Source organism: Candidatus Hydrogenedentota bacterium (genome assembly GCA_012523015.1).
Taxonomy (GTDB): domain Bacteria; phylum Hydrogenedentota; class Hydrogenedentia; order Hydrogenedentales; family CAITNO01; genus JAAYBJ01.
In genome coordinates this window covers 1-16,881 of record JAAYJI010000186.1, presented here as the reverse complement: position 1 = coordinate 16,881, position 16,881 = coordinate 1, and the positions used below count along the sequence as shown (strand labels likewise).

The window sequence follows — 16,881 nt, the reverse complement described above, 5'->3', positions numbered from 1 at the left end:
ATTCATCACGTCGGCGTGGGCATCCCGTGTCTTGCCCTCACCGATACCTTTATCTTTCAGACGCGAAAGCGACGGCAACACGTCCACAGGCGGATAAATGCCCTGTCCATGAAGGGGTCTGCTCATGATAATCTGACCTTCGGTAATATAGCCCGTAAGGTCAGGAATGGGATGCGTCTTATCATCTTCGGGCATCGTCAACACGGGCAATTGGGTAATAGATCCGCCCTTGCCCTTAATCCGGCCTGCCCGTTCATAGATACTGGACAAGTCTGTATACAAGTATCCCGGATAGCCACGGCGCCCGGGCACTTCTTTACGGGCCGCAGAAATTTCACGTAAGGCTTCACAGTAATTAGTGAGATCGGTAAGGATCACTAAAACGTGCATCCCTTTTTCGTAAGCGAGGAATTCAGCCGTTGTCAACGCTAAACGAGGCACAGAAATACGTTCAATAGCCGGGTCATCAGCGAGGTTCATAAAGAGGACAGCACGTTCCAGCGCGCCGGTACGTCTAAAGTCTTCGACAAAGAACGAGGACTCTTCAAAAGTGATACCCATGGCTGCGAAAATAACGGCGAACTTTTCACCGGTTTTCAATACTTTCGCCTGACGCGCCACCTGCGCTGCCATGCGTGAGTGTGGCAATCCGGAAGCCGAGAAGAAGGGCAATTTTTGACCGCGCACCAAGGTGTTGAGCAGATCAATGGTTGATATACCGGTCTGAATAAATTCGTTGGGATAATCCCGCGCGTACGGGTTCATGGGATTCCCATTTATGTTCAACCATTTTTCCGGAATAATTTCTGGACCATCGTCAATGGGCCGGCCGAAACCGTCAAAGACGCGACCGAGCATATCACCGGAAACGCCCAATTCAATGCCTTTGCCCAAAAATTTAATGGTCATATTCTCGGTGGAAAGACCACTGGTGCCTTCAAAGATTTGGACGACTGCTTTATCCCGGTTCACTTCAAGCACACGTCCTCGGCGAATCGAACCATCGTCCATTTTAATGTCTGTCAATTCGCCAAAGGTAACGCCTTCGACGCCTTCGACCAAAACAAGAGGTCCGATAATTTCTTTTGCTGTACGATATTCTCTGGTAACCACGGCACGTCCTCAATTTATAGGTTCATAGTAAGGGTTCATTACACGCTCTGATCATCGTGACAGCGCGGCAATTTCTTTTGAAATAGTTTCTTTAATCACATCAAATTGAGCCAGCTCGCTTTCGGCAATCAATTTTGCACGCGAAATTTCTTCAAGCACGGGCAAGGCCAACAATTGATTGAGCACGACTCCCGATTGGAATGCAGGCTGTGCTTCTTGGTAATAATGCAAAATGAGGTCTAGCATTTTAAATTGCTTCTTAAGAGAAGTGTAGGTGTCCCGGTCGTCGAAAGCGTTCTGATGCAAAAAGTCTTCACGGATCATTTTGGCAACCTGCATGACCAGCCGATCGCCGGGCGGTAAGGCATCCATACCCACCAAGCGTACCAATTCATCCAGTTCTGCTTCGCGCTGGAGCAAGCCCATCGCACTGCGGCGATTATTTTGCCAATTCGCATCGATGTGTTCATTACAATGGGTATCAATTACATCCTGATAAAGACTATAGGAGGTCAACCAGTTAATGGCGGGGAAATGTCGTGCAAAGGCGAGTTTGTCGTCCAATCCCCAGAACACCTTAACCACACGCAAAGTCGCCTGTACCACGGGTTCGGAAAAGTCGCCGCCGGGAGGCGAAACAGCGCCAATAATAGACAAGGTTCCTTTACGATCATCGGAGCCGCTGCAAATCACACTGCCGGCGCGCTCATAAAAGCTTGCAATACGGGAAGCCAAATAGGCGGGATATCCCTCTTCGCCCGGCATTTCTTCAAGACGACCGGACATTTCGCGCATCGCTTCCGCCCAACGGCTCGTAGAATCTGCCATCAACGCCACAGAATAGCCCATGTCACGGAAATACTCCGCAATGGTGATGCCCGTAAATACGGATGCTTCACGAGCGGCAACAGGCATGTTTGACGTGTTCGCGATGAGCACGGTACGTTCCATGAGGGGCTCGCCCGATTCGGGGTCTTTTAATTCGGGGAACTCCATCAACACGTCGGTCATCTCATTACCCCGTTCACCACAACCTACATAGACCACAATTTCGGCATTCGCCCATTTGGCCAACTGATGCTGTACGACTGTTTTACCGCTGCCAAAGGGACCGGGCACACAGGCTGTTCCGCCCATGGTAAGGGGGAACAACATATCCAGCACACGCTGTCCGGTGGTCATGGTTTCGAGGGGCGGCAGTTTACGGGAGACCGGGCGGGGCTGCCGTACGGGCCAGCGCTGCACCATGCTGATCTCTTTGGCGCCGTTGGCAGTGTCGATAACAGCAACCACCGTATCCACATTGCCGGTGACAGGCGCAATTTTTGATATCACGCCCTCAGCGCCTAAGGGCACCATGATTCGGTGCAATACAAGTTTGCTTTCTTGTACTGTACCCAACACATCGCCGTGGGCAACGGTGTCGCCAACCTTGGCTGCCGGTTGGAAATCCCATTGCAGACTTCGGTCCAGAGCGGGACTTTCCGCACCGCGCACAATGTATTCCCCAAACTCGGCACTGAGTTTATCGAGGGGCCGTTGGACACCGTCATAAATGGAGCGAATCAGACCGGGTCCAAGTTCTACGCTGAGTGCCTCATCGGTACGGAACACAGGCTGCCCCGGTCCGATCCCTTCGGTTTCTTCGTACACTTGGATGGAGCAATCTCCTCCACGAATCTCAATAATTTCTCCGAACAGGCGGGCTTCACCAACACGCACCATTTCATACATGCGTGCGTTTGCGAGTCCTTTTGCCACCACCAGTGGACCGGATACTTTAACGACTTCACCCTGTGCGTTGCTCATAAGAAAAACCCTTGTTTTATCACTTGGTCTAAACCAATCGCTTGTCTATTATTCTTTACCTAACATATCGACGCCGATGGAATACTCAATCATACGGCGTATTGACGCGAAACCGAGGTGTTCGCTGCCCTTATGCGTTGGAATGGTAGAAAGGATAGCCTGACTGTTCTCACGAAAATTGGCTATAATCTCTTCACCTTCCGAGGCGAGATTTTCGCTAACCAACACAATGCTAGCGTCATTATCACGGATTAATTGACCCAAAGCACGGGTCAATGACTCCGTATCATCCGCATGGATCACTTCAAATCCAATACCTTTAAATCCCAGTATCTGGGCTTTATCTCCCACTACATAAGCCTTAGACATAAGTATTCCGTATTCGCCGTTTAAGCAGGTCGGCATCCAGTTTGTTCAATTTACCGCTAATCAATAATTTTAAATTGAATACTTCCACCCACAGCCCCCACAAATAGCCTGCCAACCGTTCCGGACCGGCAGTCTGCAATTTAGTCCGCTGCGCCAGAGCAGTTAAATAATTGGCACACAACAATTCAAAGGTTGAAACTTGCTCTTCTTCTTCCGCTTCCAAAGCTTGTTCCCACAAATCACTCAGATCGCCGGGAATGATCGTGCCCCATGTACGGACATCAGGGTTCGCGCATAGGTCGGTGATCAATCCGTCCAGGTCAGCAATGGGCAACAGATGTTGTTGGTACAATTTCAGCGAATGCCCCATCCGTGCCGCGCGCCAAAGAATGAGAAGTACTTTTCCCATCACACGGCATTTCACCCAATCTGAAATTAACGGAACCTTTAGGTCACTGACTAAATACCAATAATGACGCAAATAGGCTCCGTCTAAAACGATATCAATTTGCATCTGACTTTCGGGATCGCTGTTCGATAAGAGGGCAAGCGTTGCAATAGCCGGCCGTATAATATCGGGCAGCAGTTGTATGGAACCGGCAGCGACTTCGGTCAGACGTGCTTCTGTAAACAAATTGGTTTTAAAGGGATATCCCACGCGATTTTGCAGAGCGCGCTTCAAATTTAAATAGTCGTCGGAAAGCGTGAATATATCCGCAATTCCCGGTTCCGGCGAATTACTGCGAAGGGATACAATCTGATCGTGGACATAACTATCCAAGATCGTGCTCCAGTCTTCCCACGAAAGGGTTCCGGGAACCATGTGTTCACGGAGGGACGTATCTTGAAGACGATGGAACAAGTCTTCGGCTTTTTCCAAACCGGCAAGTGATTCGAAGAATTCGAAGGGAGTAAGCCGTCCTTCAAGAACGCTGACACGCCCGCAGGCGAATCCCCATTTATTCAAACTTTTTGTCAAAGTTGTCAATCGGGAATCCTCTCACTATTTTTGTTCCGAAAACAACGCAGCAGAAATTTCCGGGGCCAATTCATATTCAATACCTTCCAGCAAGGTATCCAGACTCTGGTCAACCTGAAAGCTTTCTGTAACGAAAATGAAGCCGCCACGCGCCTCCAGATGCCGTTCCGTATGAATACGTACCTGACAATCCTCGGCTCTGCCGACATTGAATTCAGCTGCTAAAGACTCGAAAACAGGCTGTTCATCGGGGTGGATAACCAAGCTGCCCCCTTGTTCACCAACCGTTTCCTTCAACAATTTCATAAAGATAGAAGCATATTCTTGCGCAGGCAAGGCGACGATTTGCTCACGTGCATTTGAAAATATAGAACGAAGAATCGCGTTCTTACGCGTTAAAAGCGTCTTGTTCGCTTCACCTTGCTCTTGGATTAATTTCCGAGCAAACTCTTCTTCTATGCTTCGGGTCAGCACTTGATAACGACGCTCGGCATCCTGTTCCGCCACGCGCCGCTGCGATGCTAACTTCTCATCGGCAGCTTTTTGGGCAGCAGCAAGAATGCTTTCCGCTTCCGTTTGGGCTGCCGCTTGTACAGCCTGTATAACTTGCTCTATTGCCATGACATTACTTTCCCTGTGTGAGGCCGTTACCTGTACTGATACCTATCAGCCGGGACGGATCCCAAGTTAAGGTCAGCCATTCGCTCCCATCGAGGTCAGCCAAATGATGGTCAGGATACCGGCCAACAAAGCGACCACCGCGTAGGTCTCCACCATAGCGGGGAACAACAAGGCGCGTCCGGACTCTTCTTTACGGCGACCGACCAAGGCGATCCCTGCGGCAGAAGCTTCGCCCTGCCACACCGCTGATACCAAGAGGGCGGCACCGACGCCTAAACCGACAAAAAAGAGAGCAACGCCTGTACTCATTGCGCCCGAGGCTTCCCATGCGCCATTAATCAGACCGGTGCGCATAAAAATCATAATCGCCGTAATAAAGCCATAAAAGCCTTGCGTCCCCGGCAGCGCCAGCATCACCAACAACTGACCGAAGAGATCCGGTTTCTCACTGATCACTCCGGCAGCGGCCTGTGAGGCAATACCAATGCCTTTACCGGAACCGCAACATCCCAAGCCGACGGCAAGCCCTGCTCCCGCGATAGCCAACCCACGACCAATTTCAACAGCCAATGCTTGATCCATGATTACTCTCCATTACTAATGTTGCCAATATTCAGCACGAAAACAGTTTTACACAGTCAAGAACCAAAGCTTTTATCGTTGCTTATGCAGGATTGCATTTTTGGAATCGAAACCAAGCGGCGAAAAAGGTTTGGAACCTGTTGTGTAAAAGCGTCCGAAAAACTCAACGAAGATAAGACGCATGGAGTGCACAAAGGCACCCAACACGTTGATTAAAAAATTAAAGATATGGGCGACAATCAAAATAAAGACAAAGAGGAAAGCGCCTACATAAGGAATGGGACGGAGCAGATCCGCCATCATATTAAAGGATAACGCTACAATGGTGGTGGTCAGCGACAGGGCGAGGAGCCGGCAATAGGACATGGTATCGCCTATAAAGGCGGTAAGCCCATAACTACCCACAATACCATAGAGGCTGATCACGCCGGTGATTAATTTGGCGGGTATGCCCTCGGCATCTCGTCCTTGTGTAAGAATAAGCCCGAGAGCGCCGCCAATAAAGAGAAGCAAGCCAATGTTGAATACTACGCTCGGGATGGGAGCGAACATTTTAGCGATCACAATGGAAAAGCCGGGTAAAATAATCAGCCACAACAGTCCGTCGCAGAAGGCTTCGATTTTATCGCCCCGCTGCAAAGCATCATACATTTTTAAAGCAATACCATAAAACTGGTTTGCTATACCGATGGCAACCGAAGCGAGCAACGCGACAATGGGTTTTTGGAGGGGATCTAAAATCTGCGTAGTGGTCATAAGCTGAAGTAATAAATTATTTTCACCGAGATATTTTTCTGCGTAGAGGTCGCCGAAGAAAGAGCCCAGTATAAATCCAAAGAACATCGTGCTCAGACCGGAATAGAATAAAAGTCTTGCAAAATTGTAGACCCCTTCATAGGCTTTGGTTTTGCGCATGATATAAAGGCTCAGCAAAACCAACATGCTTCCATAGGCAACATCACCAAAACAGATGCCGAAGAATATGAGGAAGGTAGGCAGAATCAAGGGCGAGGGATCGAAAGTATTATAAGCGGGCCGCCCGAAAAGATCAACAAGCATCTGAGCAGGCCGAATCATAGGCGACAAGGAAATATTTACGGGAGGATTGTCCTCATCGGTACAGGACTCTACAAAAAGAGACGCGCCGGAAAAATTACTTTTCAACATACTTTCTACGGAAGGTACATCGACTTCACGAATGAAACCGGTCACCATCTGCACCCATTTCCCGACGGCACTTTGCGTCTGAGCAAGACTTAATTTGCGCCGATCCTCCCAATAACTACGGAGCAACAAAAAGCTGTGCCGGTGCTCTGCCAAAGCTTCCGTTTCCGAGGCGACAAAACAAATCCGTTCTTGGAGTTGGTGCCGTTCCTCTTTGAGATGTTTCACCATTTCATGAACGGTGCCGTTGATATTCGGCAAGGTAATTTCGAGGAAACCATGATCAGCCAAACACCGGTCGAAACTGTCTTGTGATTCCGGGAGACAGGCGGTCACGATCCAACGTTTATCGGTGTCGGACTCGCCGTCTCCACCATGATCAAGTTTAAGACGTTTCACTTCTTCAAAAGCGGCCAATGCCGGCAAAGCGGTATCAGCTTGGAGAGACTCCAGTCCAGATTTTGAAATGCTGCCGAAACGCAATGTGACGGATTTAATTTTATGAAAGGAGTCAACAGGGAAAGGAAGTGCTTCTAGAGGACGTAAGTCTTTCAGACGACTTTCCACTTCGCTCAAACTGCGTTCGACACGACGATATTTGCTATCTAATTTTTCCGCTTCTTCGTAGTACCGATCCAAGTCAAAATTCGCTTTAACCTTTTCGAGTTCGTCGGGATCGACGAGCAACGGAACGGGAGCCAAACCTTGGATAAAAGACTTTTTCACCGGCGCGAAATTATCGAGAAGGCCGATAATCAAATTCAGGCGCTGCAGATTGCTGTCGCAGCTCTCGGTAGACACTTCTTGGCGGGTAAGTTTTTCTTCAGCGTCTTGATACCGATCAAATACATCGACAACTTCCATGACCCCCATCTCGTGCAGTTTATCCATCACTTCCTGCGTATCGGAGACGGGACAAAGAAGTGTCATTTTTTTCATTGTGTCAATGGACATGATTATATCTCACGAAATTTGGCTACGATCTTCTCCCGTTGCTGAGCAATAAGATCTTCGGAAATTTGCGATAAAGCGCCAACCGATTTCTCGGCAGCGGCCTTTTGCTGCAGGGTCTCCGATTCATACCGCTCCAAGGCTTCCTTGCGAAAAGCTTCCACTCGTTCGTCCAAAGAGGCCGCTATTTCTTGTTGCTGGGCAAGGACAATGGCGTCGGTTTGCTTTTGCAAGGCTTTGGCATCTTCATGGGCCTTTTCCACAATGGCGTCGGCATCCGTTTCAAGTTTCAAAATTTTATCAATCAATGTGTCCATAATCGACATCCACCTTTTCTTTACTTACTGAACGGTAGGTACATCACATTAACAATTCAGAACAACTGATTCAAACGTGTTTGAGAATCGAACCGACAGTAGGCAAGGGAACTCCCAAATAAATTAAGACTTCCTAATTAAATGGATTATAGAGCATCATGATTTTGAAATGCAACTTTTAATCCAAGCACAGCTTCAAACTCGAATTGCACCCCTTTCCTGAAAAAAGACTTCGATCTTTAATGTTGCGATTTGACTCGGAGAAAGCGGTTGTGCCCCAAAATAAAGCGTTGGACTTTCCTAATGCCACAGTCACGGAAAAATGGTCGTGCGGGCAGCAGGCTAAGATTGCACTATCCCGATTATTCATGTTATGATACCACTTTCCAATTACACAAGGGCGCCATGTCATGCCTGTCAGTCAGGCTATTTATTCGGGTGTTCGGCAATGTGAGCCGAATACACGCCGGCGCCCTGAGGTTTAACCCGAATGGAGGATTACCCTATGGCATTGGTTACAATGCGCGAATTACTGGAAGCCGGCATTCATTTCGGCCACCAAACCCGACGCTGGAACCCCAAGATGGCTCGTTACATCTTCAGCCAGCGCAACGGCATCTACCTGATTGACTTGAAACATAGTCTCCGTCAACTGTATCAAGCCTACAGTCTTGTCCTTGATGTGGTCACCAAAGGCGGACATGTGCTTTTTGTCGGCACCAAGCGTCAAGCCCAGGAAACGATCCGGCGTGAAGCCGAACGTTGCGGCATGTATTATATGAAGAAACGCTGGCTGGGCGGAACATTGACCAACTACCAGACTGTCCAGCAGAGTATTGCAGAACTGACGCGCCTGCAAACCATGGTGACCGATGGCACCATCGAAAAATACACCAAAAAAGAAGCGGTGAAGCTGAACAAAAAACGAGAGAAACTTGAAAAAGATCTGCTCGGTATTCAGCATATGCCCGGCCTGCCCAGCGTTATGTTTGTCATCGACATTGGCCGTGAAGATATTGCCGTGAAAGAAGCCAGACGATTGGGAATCCCCTGCATCGGTGTAGTGGACACAAACTGCGATCCCGATGATGTTGATCTGCCTATCCCCGGAAATGACGATGCGATCCGTGCCATTGACCTGTATTGCCGGCTTATGGCGGACGCGGTCATTGAAGGAAAGCTACGGGCGGAAAAGATTCGCGCAGAAGAAGAAGCGACACGCCGCGCCAAGAATGAAGGCGCCGACAGTTCCGATGACGCGCCTGCTGCAGAAGCAACGGCTGAAGAAACTGCAGTGCAGGATGAAGCGGCAAAAGACGAGGCTTATGACGCGCAGTATGACACGGCTGCTACAGAAGAAGCGGCTCCCGAAGCGGCAAAAGACGAAGCTTCCGACGAAGAAAAAGAAGAAGCTTGAGTTTTACTGAAACGCGGTTGCACGTCAAAACCTCATAGAACAAATCTATACTAGAAACCCCTTCCCACTTAATTGTAAGGAGAAAAAATATTATGGCCATTACAGCGGCACAAGTTAAAGAACTGCGGGATGCTACCGGCGCCGGCATGATGGATTGTAAACACGCATTGCAAGAACGCAATGGCGATTTTGATGAAGCGGTGAAATATCTTCGAGAAAAAGGAATTGCCAAAGCGGCGAAACGGGCTGACAAAGTTGCCTCTGAAGGCGCCGTTGCTTCCTATATTCATATGGGCGGTAAACTCGGAGTGCTCGTGGAAGTCAATTGTGAAACCGACTTTGTCGCACGAGGCGACGACTTCAAAACTTTCGTGAAAGATGTCTGCTTGCAAATTTGTTCGACCAATCCCACCTATGTGACCAAAGAAGAGGTACCCGCAGCGGATTACGAAGCGGAAAAGGCCGTCTATGTAAATCAAGCCGTTGAAACGGGCAAACCGGAAGCCATTTGCGAAAAAATCGCCGAAGGCAAAATGCAAAAGTGGTTCAGCGAAGTATGTCTTTTAGAACAGCCTTTTGTTAAGGACGACAAAAAGACCATTACGGATCTCATGTCAGAACTTACCGCCAAATGCGGCGAAAAAATCGCGATCCGACGCTTTACCCGATTCCAGCTGGGTGAATGCATTGAAAAGCCTAAGTGTGACCTCGCCGCTGAAGTCGCCGCTGAACTGGCTAAAGCAGAAGAACAATAGAGATCAGGAGTGCTGCGTTGTCCCAAGCCATTTATAAACGTATCATGCTCAAACTCAGCGGTCAGGCCTTGGAAGGCCCTGACTGCGACGGCGGCATTGATTTTCAAACGGTGGGACGATTCTGCGATGAAATCGTAGACGTGGCTTCTCTCGGTGTAGAAATTGGTTTGGTCGTGGGCGGCGGCAACATCTTTCGCGGCGCTAACGCCTCCGAAACAGGACTTGATCGCCCCACCGGTGATTATATGGGTATGCTCGCGACCGTTATCAATGCCCTTGCTATCCAGGCAGCGCTCGAGAACCGCGGTGTTTTCACACGCGTCATGAGCGCCATAGAAATGCCGCCCGTGGCGGAACGCTATATACGGCGCAGAGCCACCCGACATCTGGATAAAGGACGCGTTGTAATCTTTGCTGCCGGTACAGGAAATCCTTTTTTTACAACGGATACAGCAGCCGCATTACGGGCCAGCGAAATCGGAGCGGAAATATTAATCAAAGCGACTCGTGTAGACGGTATTTATTCGGCCGACCCCGAATCTCATAAAGATGCCGTGCGCTACGAAGAGCTGAGCTATTCCGAAATACTCGCCCGTCGTTTGCGTGTTATGGATGCAACGGCTATTTCCCTTTGTCAGGAAAACAGATTGCCGGTCTTGGTCTTCGACCTTACCCATCCCGGCAATCTGCTTCGTGTCATACAAGGAGAATCTATTGGAACTTTGGTGAAGGAAGAATAATCATGCCCCACACAGCTATCATTAAAGAAGCCAGCGACAAGATGGAAAAAAGCGTACAAGCGCTTAAACAAGAGTTGTCGAACATCCGTACGGGACGCGCAAATCCCGCCATGCTCGACACCATCGACATTGACGTTTACGGTTCTAAAATGAAAATCAATCAATTAGGCAACGTAACCGTTCCCGATCCCCATCTGCTCGCTATTGATCTCTGGGATAAATCACAAATTGCCGTGGTAGAAAAGTCTTTGCGTTCTTCCTCGCTCAATATCAACCCTACGAATGACGGCCGGTTGATTCGCATTCCTATTCCTCCGCTCACGGAAGAGCGACGCCGTGAATTGGTGAAGCTTGCCGGCAAAATGACGGAAGAAGCGAAAGTCGCGGTACGCAATGTACGCCGTCATGCAATGGAAACAATTAAGACACAACAAAAGGACGGCGTGATCCCCGAAGATCAGGCACATCAGTTGTCTGACGACGTTCAAAAAGAAACAGACACCCATGTGCAGATGATGGATGACGTGTTCAAAGCCAAAGAACTCGATATTATGGAAGTCTGAAGACAAGGCGCTTCAGCTGCGCATACGTCAATCGGAGCCGCGGCAGGTTTATCCTTTCGCGGCTTTTTTGATTGATAGCTTCAGCATCTGTCCTGAATCAATACGCCCGGCAAGAACGCGCGAAAATGGAGCGTAGATATGACCAACCCTATAAAAATTGATAGTCGTATCGACCCGGAACGTGTCCCGAAACATATTGCCATTATCATGGATGGCAATGGCCGTTGGGCAGAACGTCACGGTAAAACGCGGATGAAAGGTCACGAGGCGGGCGCAAATAATGTCTATGAGATTACGGAGTGCTGCCGCGAATTAGGGGTTCAGACCTTTTCTTTATTCGCGTTCAGTACCGAAAATTGGCGCCGCTCTAAACAGGAAGTACAATCGTTATTTTCTCTTATGTCGCGGTATGTGAAGCGTTATTCCAGTCGCATTAATGAAACCGATGTGCGCCTGCTGCATATTGGCTCCCTCGAGAAGCTGCCCCAAGAAACGGCTGCCGATATTAAAAAAGGTATTGAGCTCACCTGCAACAATAAGGGGATGACTGTATGCGTAGCATTGAATTATGGCGGGCGCCAAGAACTTGTTGACGCAACCAAACGTATGGTTCACCAAGTCATTTCCGGAGAACTCAAAGAAGAAGACATTACCGAAGAAAACTTTGCCGCCAATTTATATGCGCCCGGACATACAGAAGTGGATCTTTTAATTCGGACCAGCGGTGAAAATAGAATCAGTAACTTTATGCTTTGGCAAATATCTTACGCAGAAATTATTATTACCCCTACGTTATGGCCCGACTTCAATCGTGACTGTTTGAACGATGCCATTGTGGAATATCAATCCAGACGACGACGTTTCGGAGGCCGGCCGTGAAGCAACGATCTATAGACGGTTTGGCACTTAGGGTTATTACCGCCGGTGTGTGGTTGCCCATTGTTGCTGTGATCGTATGGCTGCCCGCTTTACGGTGGCTTTTTTTGGCGCTCGTATGCTTTTTAAGCTTTATGGGGACCCGCGAATTCTTCGCCATGGCGGGCAAGCGCGCTATGAACGAACTGGCGCGGCCTGTCACGGTCTTTGCCCCCATCTTAGCGATTAGCCCGCTCTTCGACGCGCTGCCTATGGCAACAGCGCTTTGTTTTTTAGGCACCATGATTGCATTTCTTGCAACGCCCAAGAAAGACATGGCAGATCTCGCTGTCGGCGCGCTTGCATTGCTCTACGGCGGTTATTTACCCGCCTATTTTGTGTTGCTCCACCAAAGCGCAACCGTTGGACCTGCCTTAATTACGCTGTTGCTCGTACTGATTGGCACGTCTGACACCGGCGCCTATTTAATTGGGAAGCAGATCGGCAAACACAAACTGGCGCCCACGATCAGCCCTAACAAGACGGTAGAAGGTTCAATCGCCGGATTAGTTAGTGCCGCAGCAGCCGGAGCCGTCTTGTTTCTGTTAAAAGAACAGCTCCATTGGGAATCTTATCCCAACTGGCATGTTTTAGTATATGTAGGCATAGGGCTAGTGTTGGCAGTCGTGGGTCAATTAGGCGACCTTACAGAAAGCGCCTTGAAACGCAGTGCTGACGTAAAAGATTCCGGCAAGCTCTTTCCCGGACACGGCGGCGCACTCGATCGCTGCGACGCCTTTTTGTTTGGAGCCCCCGTGCTTTTTCATCTCTTCCTCTATCTTGCTTGACAAGCTAGGGTCACCCCGGCGTGACCACAATTTCAGGATGATTTTTATTTATGTATGAAACAGAACTTGAAGCATTAAGTAACTACGCAAAGCGATTGAAAGAACTGCGCCACTGCCTCAACGTGGATGCCCTTAACCAAGAAATCGCAGCTATTGAAAAAATTATGTCTGCTCCCGGTTTTTGGGATAATCAAGAAACATCGCAAAAAGTAGTTCAACAGCTAAAAGCCTATAAGAACATCGTCGCTACCCCCGATGAACTGCGCCAAGAAATCGAAGACACCGAAACACTCGCAGCAATAGCCGCTGAAGAAAACGATGCTTCTCTGACCGGGGAAATTGAAAGTCAAATGGAAAGCATCAAAAAGAAACTGGATCGCCTTGAATTGAACAGCTTGTTCATGGATCCCCGTGACGAAAATGCCGCCATTGTCAATATTCATCCCGGAGCCGGAGGCACCGAATCTTGCGACTGGGCCGACATTTTGTATCGCATGATTGTGCGCTATTGCGAACAAAATGAATTTGAAGTGGAAGTCCTCGATTATCAGCCCGGCGATGAGGCGGGGCTCAAAAGTGCCGCCCTTCGTGTGTCCGGTCCTTTTGCCTATGGCTCACTCAAATCAGAAGAAGGCGTGCACCGCTTGGTGCGTATCTCCCCCTTTGACTCCAATGCCCGACGGCACACCTCCTTTTCTGCCATTGAAGTGTTGGCGGAAGTAGACGATACGATCGATATTGAAATCCGCGAAGAAGACTTGAAAATGGATGTATACCGCTCAAGCGGCGCAGGCGGTCAAAAGGTGAACAAAACAAGCAGCGCCGTGAGACTGACCCATCTACCCACGGGCATTGTTGTTTCCTGTCAAATTGAGCGCTCACAGCACAGAAACCGGGAAACCGCTTTAAGTATGCTCAAAGCGAAGCTCTATGATCTGGAGCTTAAACGACAAGAAAACGAGATGAACGCCCAGCGTGAGAATCAACAAGATGTGGCTTGGGGCAGCCAAATACGCAGCTATGTCCTGCATCCCTACCAAATGATCAAAGATCACCGCACCAATGTGGAAACAGGGAATGTGAATAAAGTTCTTGATGGAGATCTGAGCCTTTTTGTAGAAGCCTTTTTGAAATGGAACCTGGAACGCAACGCGAAAACAGCCTAAACATGCTATTGAACTGAAACTGTCCGCCTTTAACTATTGGGATGAAAATAAATGACCACATCGAACTTTGATACCGACAACGCCCCTATTTCCGACGACGCTGCCCTCAAAGGCGGTGAGGCTGAATTGCGGCGGCACCGACTCGCGAAACTTGATCGTATTCTCAGCCGCGGCGAAGTACCTTATCAATACAGTTATGACAGAAGCCACACCATCGATGCTGCCCGTGCACAATTTGAACGGATGGAGAAAGAAGCTTCTGAAGACGAAATCATTCCGATCCCCGCACGACTTGCAGGCCGTATTGTGGCACGGCGCATCCAAGGCAAAAGCACCTTTTTAGATATACGCGATGAAAAGGCGCGCATCCAAGTTTTTCTGGGTGAGAAGCAGGTAGGGGAAGAAGCCTACGAAAATTCTAAAGATTTGGATATCGGTGATTTCCTCGGTGTCAAAGGTTTGGTGAAACGAACAAAGCGCAACGAGATCACCATCTTTGCAGAAAGCTATAGCTTGCTTTCCAAATCATTGCGTGCTTCCGCCGAAAAATATCACGGCATATCTGATGTGGAAATACGCTATCGCCACCGTTACCTGGATCTCGTCGCTAACCCTGAAGTTATGGATACGTTCCGCAAACGAATCCAAATGATCGATGTCATGCGTGCATGGCTGGTTGAACGCAATTTCCTGGAAGTGGAAACACCAATGCTCCACCCCATCCCCGGCGGCGCGACGGCACGCCCTTTTATTACCCACCACAATACCTACGACTCAGAATTTTATTTGCGGATTGCACCGGAACTCTATCTTAAGAAATTACTTGTTGGCGGATTTGAACGTGTTTTTGAAATCAACCGTTGTTTCAGAAACGAAGGGGTAGATGGACGGCACAACCCGGAATTTACCACCATGGAACTTTATGAAGCCTATCAAGATTACATGGGACTCATGGACGAAACAGAAGAAATGCTCACCCACGTCATTAAAACCGTGGTGGGCGGTTCCGAATTCGAGTATCAAGGAAAAGAGATTAGCGTAGCCCGACCCTGGCAGCGCATCACCCTTTTCGAGGCCATAAGACGCTATGCAGGCATTGATCTGGAAGCTACCCGTGACCGGGATGAGGCGGCACGCCTTGCCCAAGGAATCGGGATCGAGGTTAGCTCCGACATGGGCTACGGAAAAATCGTGGACGAAGTGATGTCAGAGAAGGTACAGCCGCAACTCGTTCAGCCTACCTTCCTTTATGACTACCCCATTGAGTTGTCCCCCTTAGCAAAGAAGAAACGCGATAATGAAGCCCTTACAGAACGCTTTCAACCTTTTATCGCCTGTCTCGAAGTGGGTAATGCCTTCTCCGAACTCAAAGATCCACAAGATCAGCGGCAACGCTTCGAAGCACAAATGGCGCTGCGTGAAGCTGGCGATGATGAAGCGCAATTCCTAGACGAAGACTTCCTGCTCGCACTGGAAGTGGGGATGCCGCCTGCGGCAGGATTGGGTATCGGTATTGATCGCCTTGCCATGCTGGTCACCAATTCCCCCTCCATCCGTGATGTCATCTTTTTCCCTCAACTGAGGATCCAAGGATAGCGGTACAGAGCGGATAGGTTATTTTACTTTATCCGGGAAACTTTGATATACTTAGCGTAAAGAGTACGACCTCTGCATTGTGTCGGGGTGTGGCCTAGCCCGGTTAAGGCGCTTGACTGGGGGTCAAGAGATCGCTGGTTCAACTCCAGTCACCCCGACCATTTTTTTTCTTAACACCTCCCCTTAGCGAAGCGCCATTATAAAGCGTGCGCGAGGTCTCTTCTCCCCCCCACTTCCCCTCTGACGTAGACGATTGTGCTGTCCTATTGGTGGTGCATCTCCCCCGCAACTAAAACCTTTTTTCGCCGAAAATTCAAACAACAACCACACCCTCGGGTTTGAAAGACTAACGGAGACAAAGCTTCACTAATTGGTAGATGAAAAAAGAAGCATTTTGCCCGGCAAACAATTGGCCTTGATAACGAATGGATAGGACGTAATGGGAAAGTGGTGTACCCCCGTAAACCGGTCCCCTATATACTGAGAGTTTCCCATCTGTCCTTCAGGCAAGGAGACTCGACTATATCGAAAAGGAAACGTCACAATCCGAAACAGATCCGTCGCAAACTTCAGGATGCGGACTGTCTTTTGAATGCTGGAAAGTCCGTGGAACATGTATGTCAAGCCTTAGAAATGAGCAGTGCAGCCTACCATCGCCGGCGCAATCAATAGAGCGGTATGAAGTGCGAAGAAGCGAAGCGTTTAAAAGAATTAGAAATCGGGAACGCTCGATTAAAGAAGCTTTTGCCCGAGGCAGAACTAGACAAGGCTATACTGCGGGACATAGCGGAGGCTTGACACGAGGACTTGACATCTCCTATAAATATGCTACACAAACATGCAAAGGAGTTCGCATACCCTTACTGCTCAAACGATCGCGCTAGAAACGAAAATATAAATAGGCTTTCAAGCCCTCTCTGACAACAACCTTGATACAGTTACCTTCTTTAAATTAGTGTAGAGGGCAAGGAGACCTGAATTATGAGAGATGTTGATGATGAAGGGTTGTTAGTTTCAAAGAATTCGTCTTTTATTT

Annotated in this window: 16 protein-coding genes and 1 tRNA gene; 9 read left to right on the top strand and 8 right to left on the bottom strand. The window is 48.9% G+C overall.

The genetic code is table 11. The features are described 5' to 3' along the window. From GX117_08345 to GX117_08310, 8 genes are all read right to left on the bottom strand, one after another. Nucleotides 1-1,113, bottom strand: a 1,113-nt coding sequence (locus tag GX117_08345; protein NLO33348.1) for a V-type ATP synthase subunit B, incomplete at its 3' end; no start/stop codon positions are given. A 51-nt stretch (nt 1,114-1,164) separates the two neighbouring features. Next, nucleotides 1,165-2,922: a V-type ATP synthase subunit A gene (locus GX117_08340; protein NLO33347.1), complete on the bottom strand. Its 1,758-nt coding sequence runs from the start codon at nt 2,920-2,922 to the stop codon at nt 1,165-1,167. A gap of 48 nt (nt 2,923-2,970) precedes the next feature. Next, a complete protein-coding gene (locus GX117_08335; protein NLO33346.1) occupies nt 2,971-3,291 on the bottom strand; it encodes a hypothetical protein in 321 nt (106 codons plus the stop codon). Beyond that, on the bottom strand, nt 3,284-4,279 hold the full coding sequence (locus GX117_08330) for a V-type ATPase subunit (GenBank protein ID NLO33345.1): 996 nt from the start codon (nt 4,277-4,279) through the stop codon (nt 3,284-3,286). The genes GX117_08335 and GX117_08330 overlap by 8 nt, the downstream gene beginning before the upstream one ends. Before the next feature lie 15 nt (nt 4,280-4,294). Beyond that, on the bottom strand, nt 4,295-4,891 hold the full coding sequence (locus GX117_08325) for a hypothetical protein (protein NLO33344.1): 597 nt from the start codon (nt 4,889-4,891) through the stop codon (nt 4,295-4,297). Between the two features lie 72 nt (nt 4,892-4,963). Continuing rightward, nucleotides 4,964-5,473: a V-type ATP synthase subunit K gene (locus tag GX117_08320; GenBank protein NLO33343.1), complete on the bottom strand. Its 510-nt coding sequence runs from the start codon at nt 5,471-5,473 to the stop codon at nt 4,964-4,966. Nucleotides 5,474-5,545: 72 nt separating this feature from the next. Continuing rightward, on the bottom strand, nt 5,546-7,567 hold the full coding sequence (locus GX117_08315) for a hypothetical protein (GenBank protein ID NLO33342.1): 2,022 nt from the start codon (nt 7,565-7,567) through the stop codon (nt 5,546-5,548). A gap of 26 nt (nt 7,568-7,593) precedes the next feature. Further along, nucleotides 7,594-7,905: a hypothetical protein gene (locus GX117_08310; GenBank protein ID NLO33341.1), complete on the bottom strand. Its 312-nt coding sequence runs from the start codon at nt 7,903-7,905 to the stop codon at nt 7,594-7,596. A 505-nt stretch (nt 7,906-8,410) separates the two neighbouring features. Here GX117_08310 and rpsB point away from each other — a divergent pair. From rpsB to GX117_08265, 9 genes are all read left to right on the top strand, one after another. After that, on the top strand, nt 8,411-9,322 hold the full coding sequence (gene rpsB / locus GX117_08305; protein ID NLO33340.1) for a 30S ribosomal protein S2: 912 nt from the start codon (nt 8,411-8,413) through the stop codon (nt 9,320-9,322). A 92-nt stretch (nt 9,323-9,414) separates the two neighbouring features. Beyond that, complete coding sequence (tsf, locus tag GX117_08300) at nt 9,415-10,077, top strand: translation elongation factor Ts (protein NLO33339.1); 663 nt, start codon at nt 9,415-9,417, stop codon at nt 10,075-10,077. A 17-nt stretch (nt 10,078-10,094) separates the two neighbouring features. Next, nucleotides 10,095-10,817 (top strand): UMP kinase, encoded by a 723-nt coding sequence (locus GX117_08295; GenBank protein NLO33338.1) that lies wholly within the window; start codon nt 10,095-10,097, stop codon nt 10,815-10,817. Nucleotides 10,818-10,819: 2 nt separating this feature from the next. Further along, the gene (gene frr, locus GX117_08290) at nt 10,820-11,380 is read left to right on the top strand and encodes a ribosome recycling factor (protein NLO33337.1); all 561 of its coding nucleotides are present in this window, start codon (nt 10,820-10,822) and stop codon (nt 11,378-11,380) included. A 138-nt stretch (nt 11,381-11,518) separates the two neighbouring features. After that, on the top strand, nt 11,519-12,259 hold the full coding sequence (uppS, locus tag GX117_08285; protein NLO33336.1) for a di-trans,poly-cis-decaprenylcistransferase: 741 nt from the start codon (nt 11,519-11,521) through the stop codon (nt 12,257-12,259). Then, nucleotides 12,256-13,083 (top strand): phosphatidate cytidylyltransferase, encoded by an 828-nt coding sequence (locus tag GX117_08280; GenBank protein NLO33335.1) that lies wholly within the window; start codon nt 12,256-12,258, stop codon nt 13,081-13,083. Before uppS ends, GX117_08280 begins: the two co-directional genes overlap by 4 nt. Nucleotides 13,084-13,133: 50 nt before the next feature. Next, nucleotides 13,134-14,249: a peptide chain release factor 2 gene (locus GX117_08275; protein ID NLO33334.1), complete on the top strand. Its 1,116-nt coding sequence runs from the start codon at nt 13,134-13,136 to the stop codon at nt 14,247-14,249. A 51-nt stretch (nt 14,250-14,300) separates the two neighbouring features. Beyond that, entirely contained in the window at nt 14,301-15,845 is a 1,545-nt protein-coding gene (gene lysS / locus GX117_08270) for a lysine--tRNA ligase (GenBank protein ID NLO33333.1), read from the top strand. An 83-nt stretch (nt 15,846-15,928) separates the two neighbouring features. Then, nucleotides 15,929-16,006, top strand: a tRNA-Pro gene (locus GX117_08265). Nucleotides 16,007-16,881: the final 875 nt, after the last annotated feature.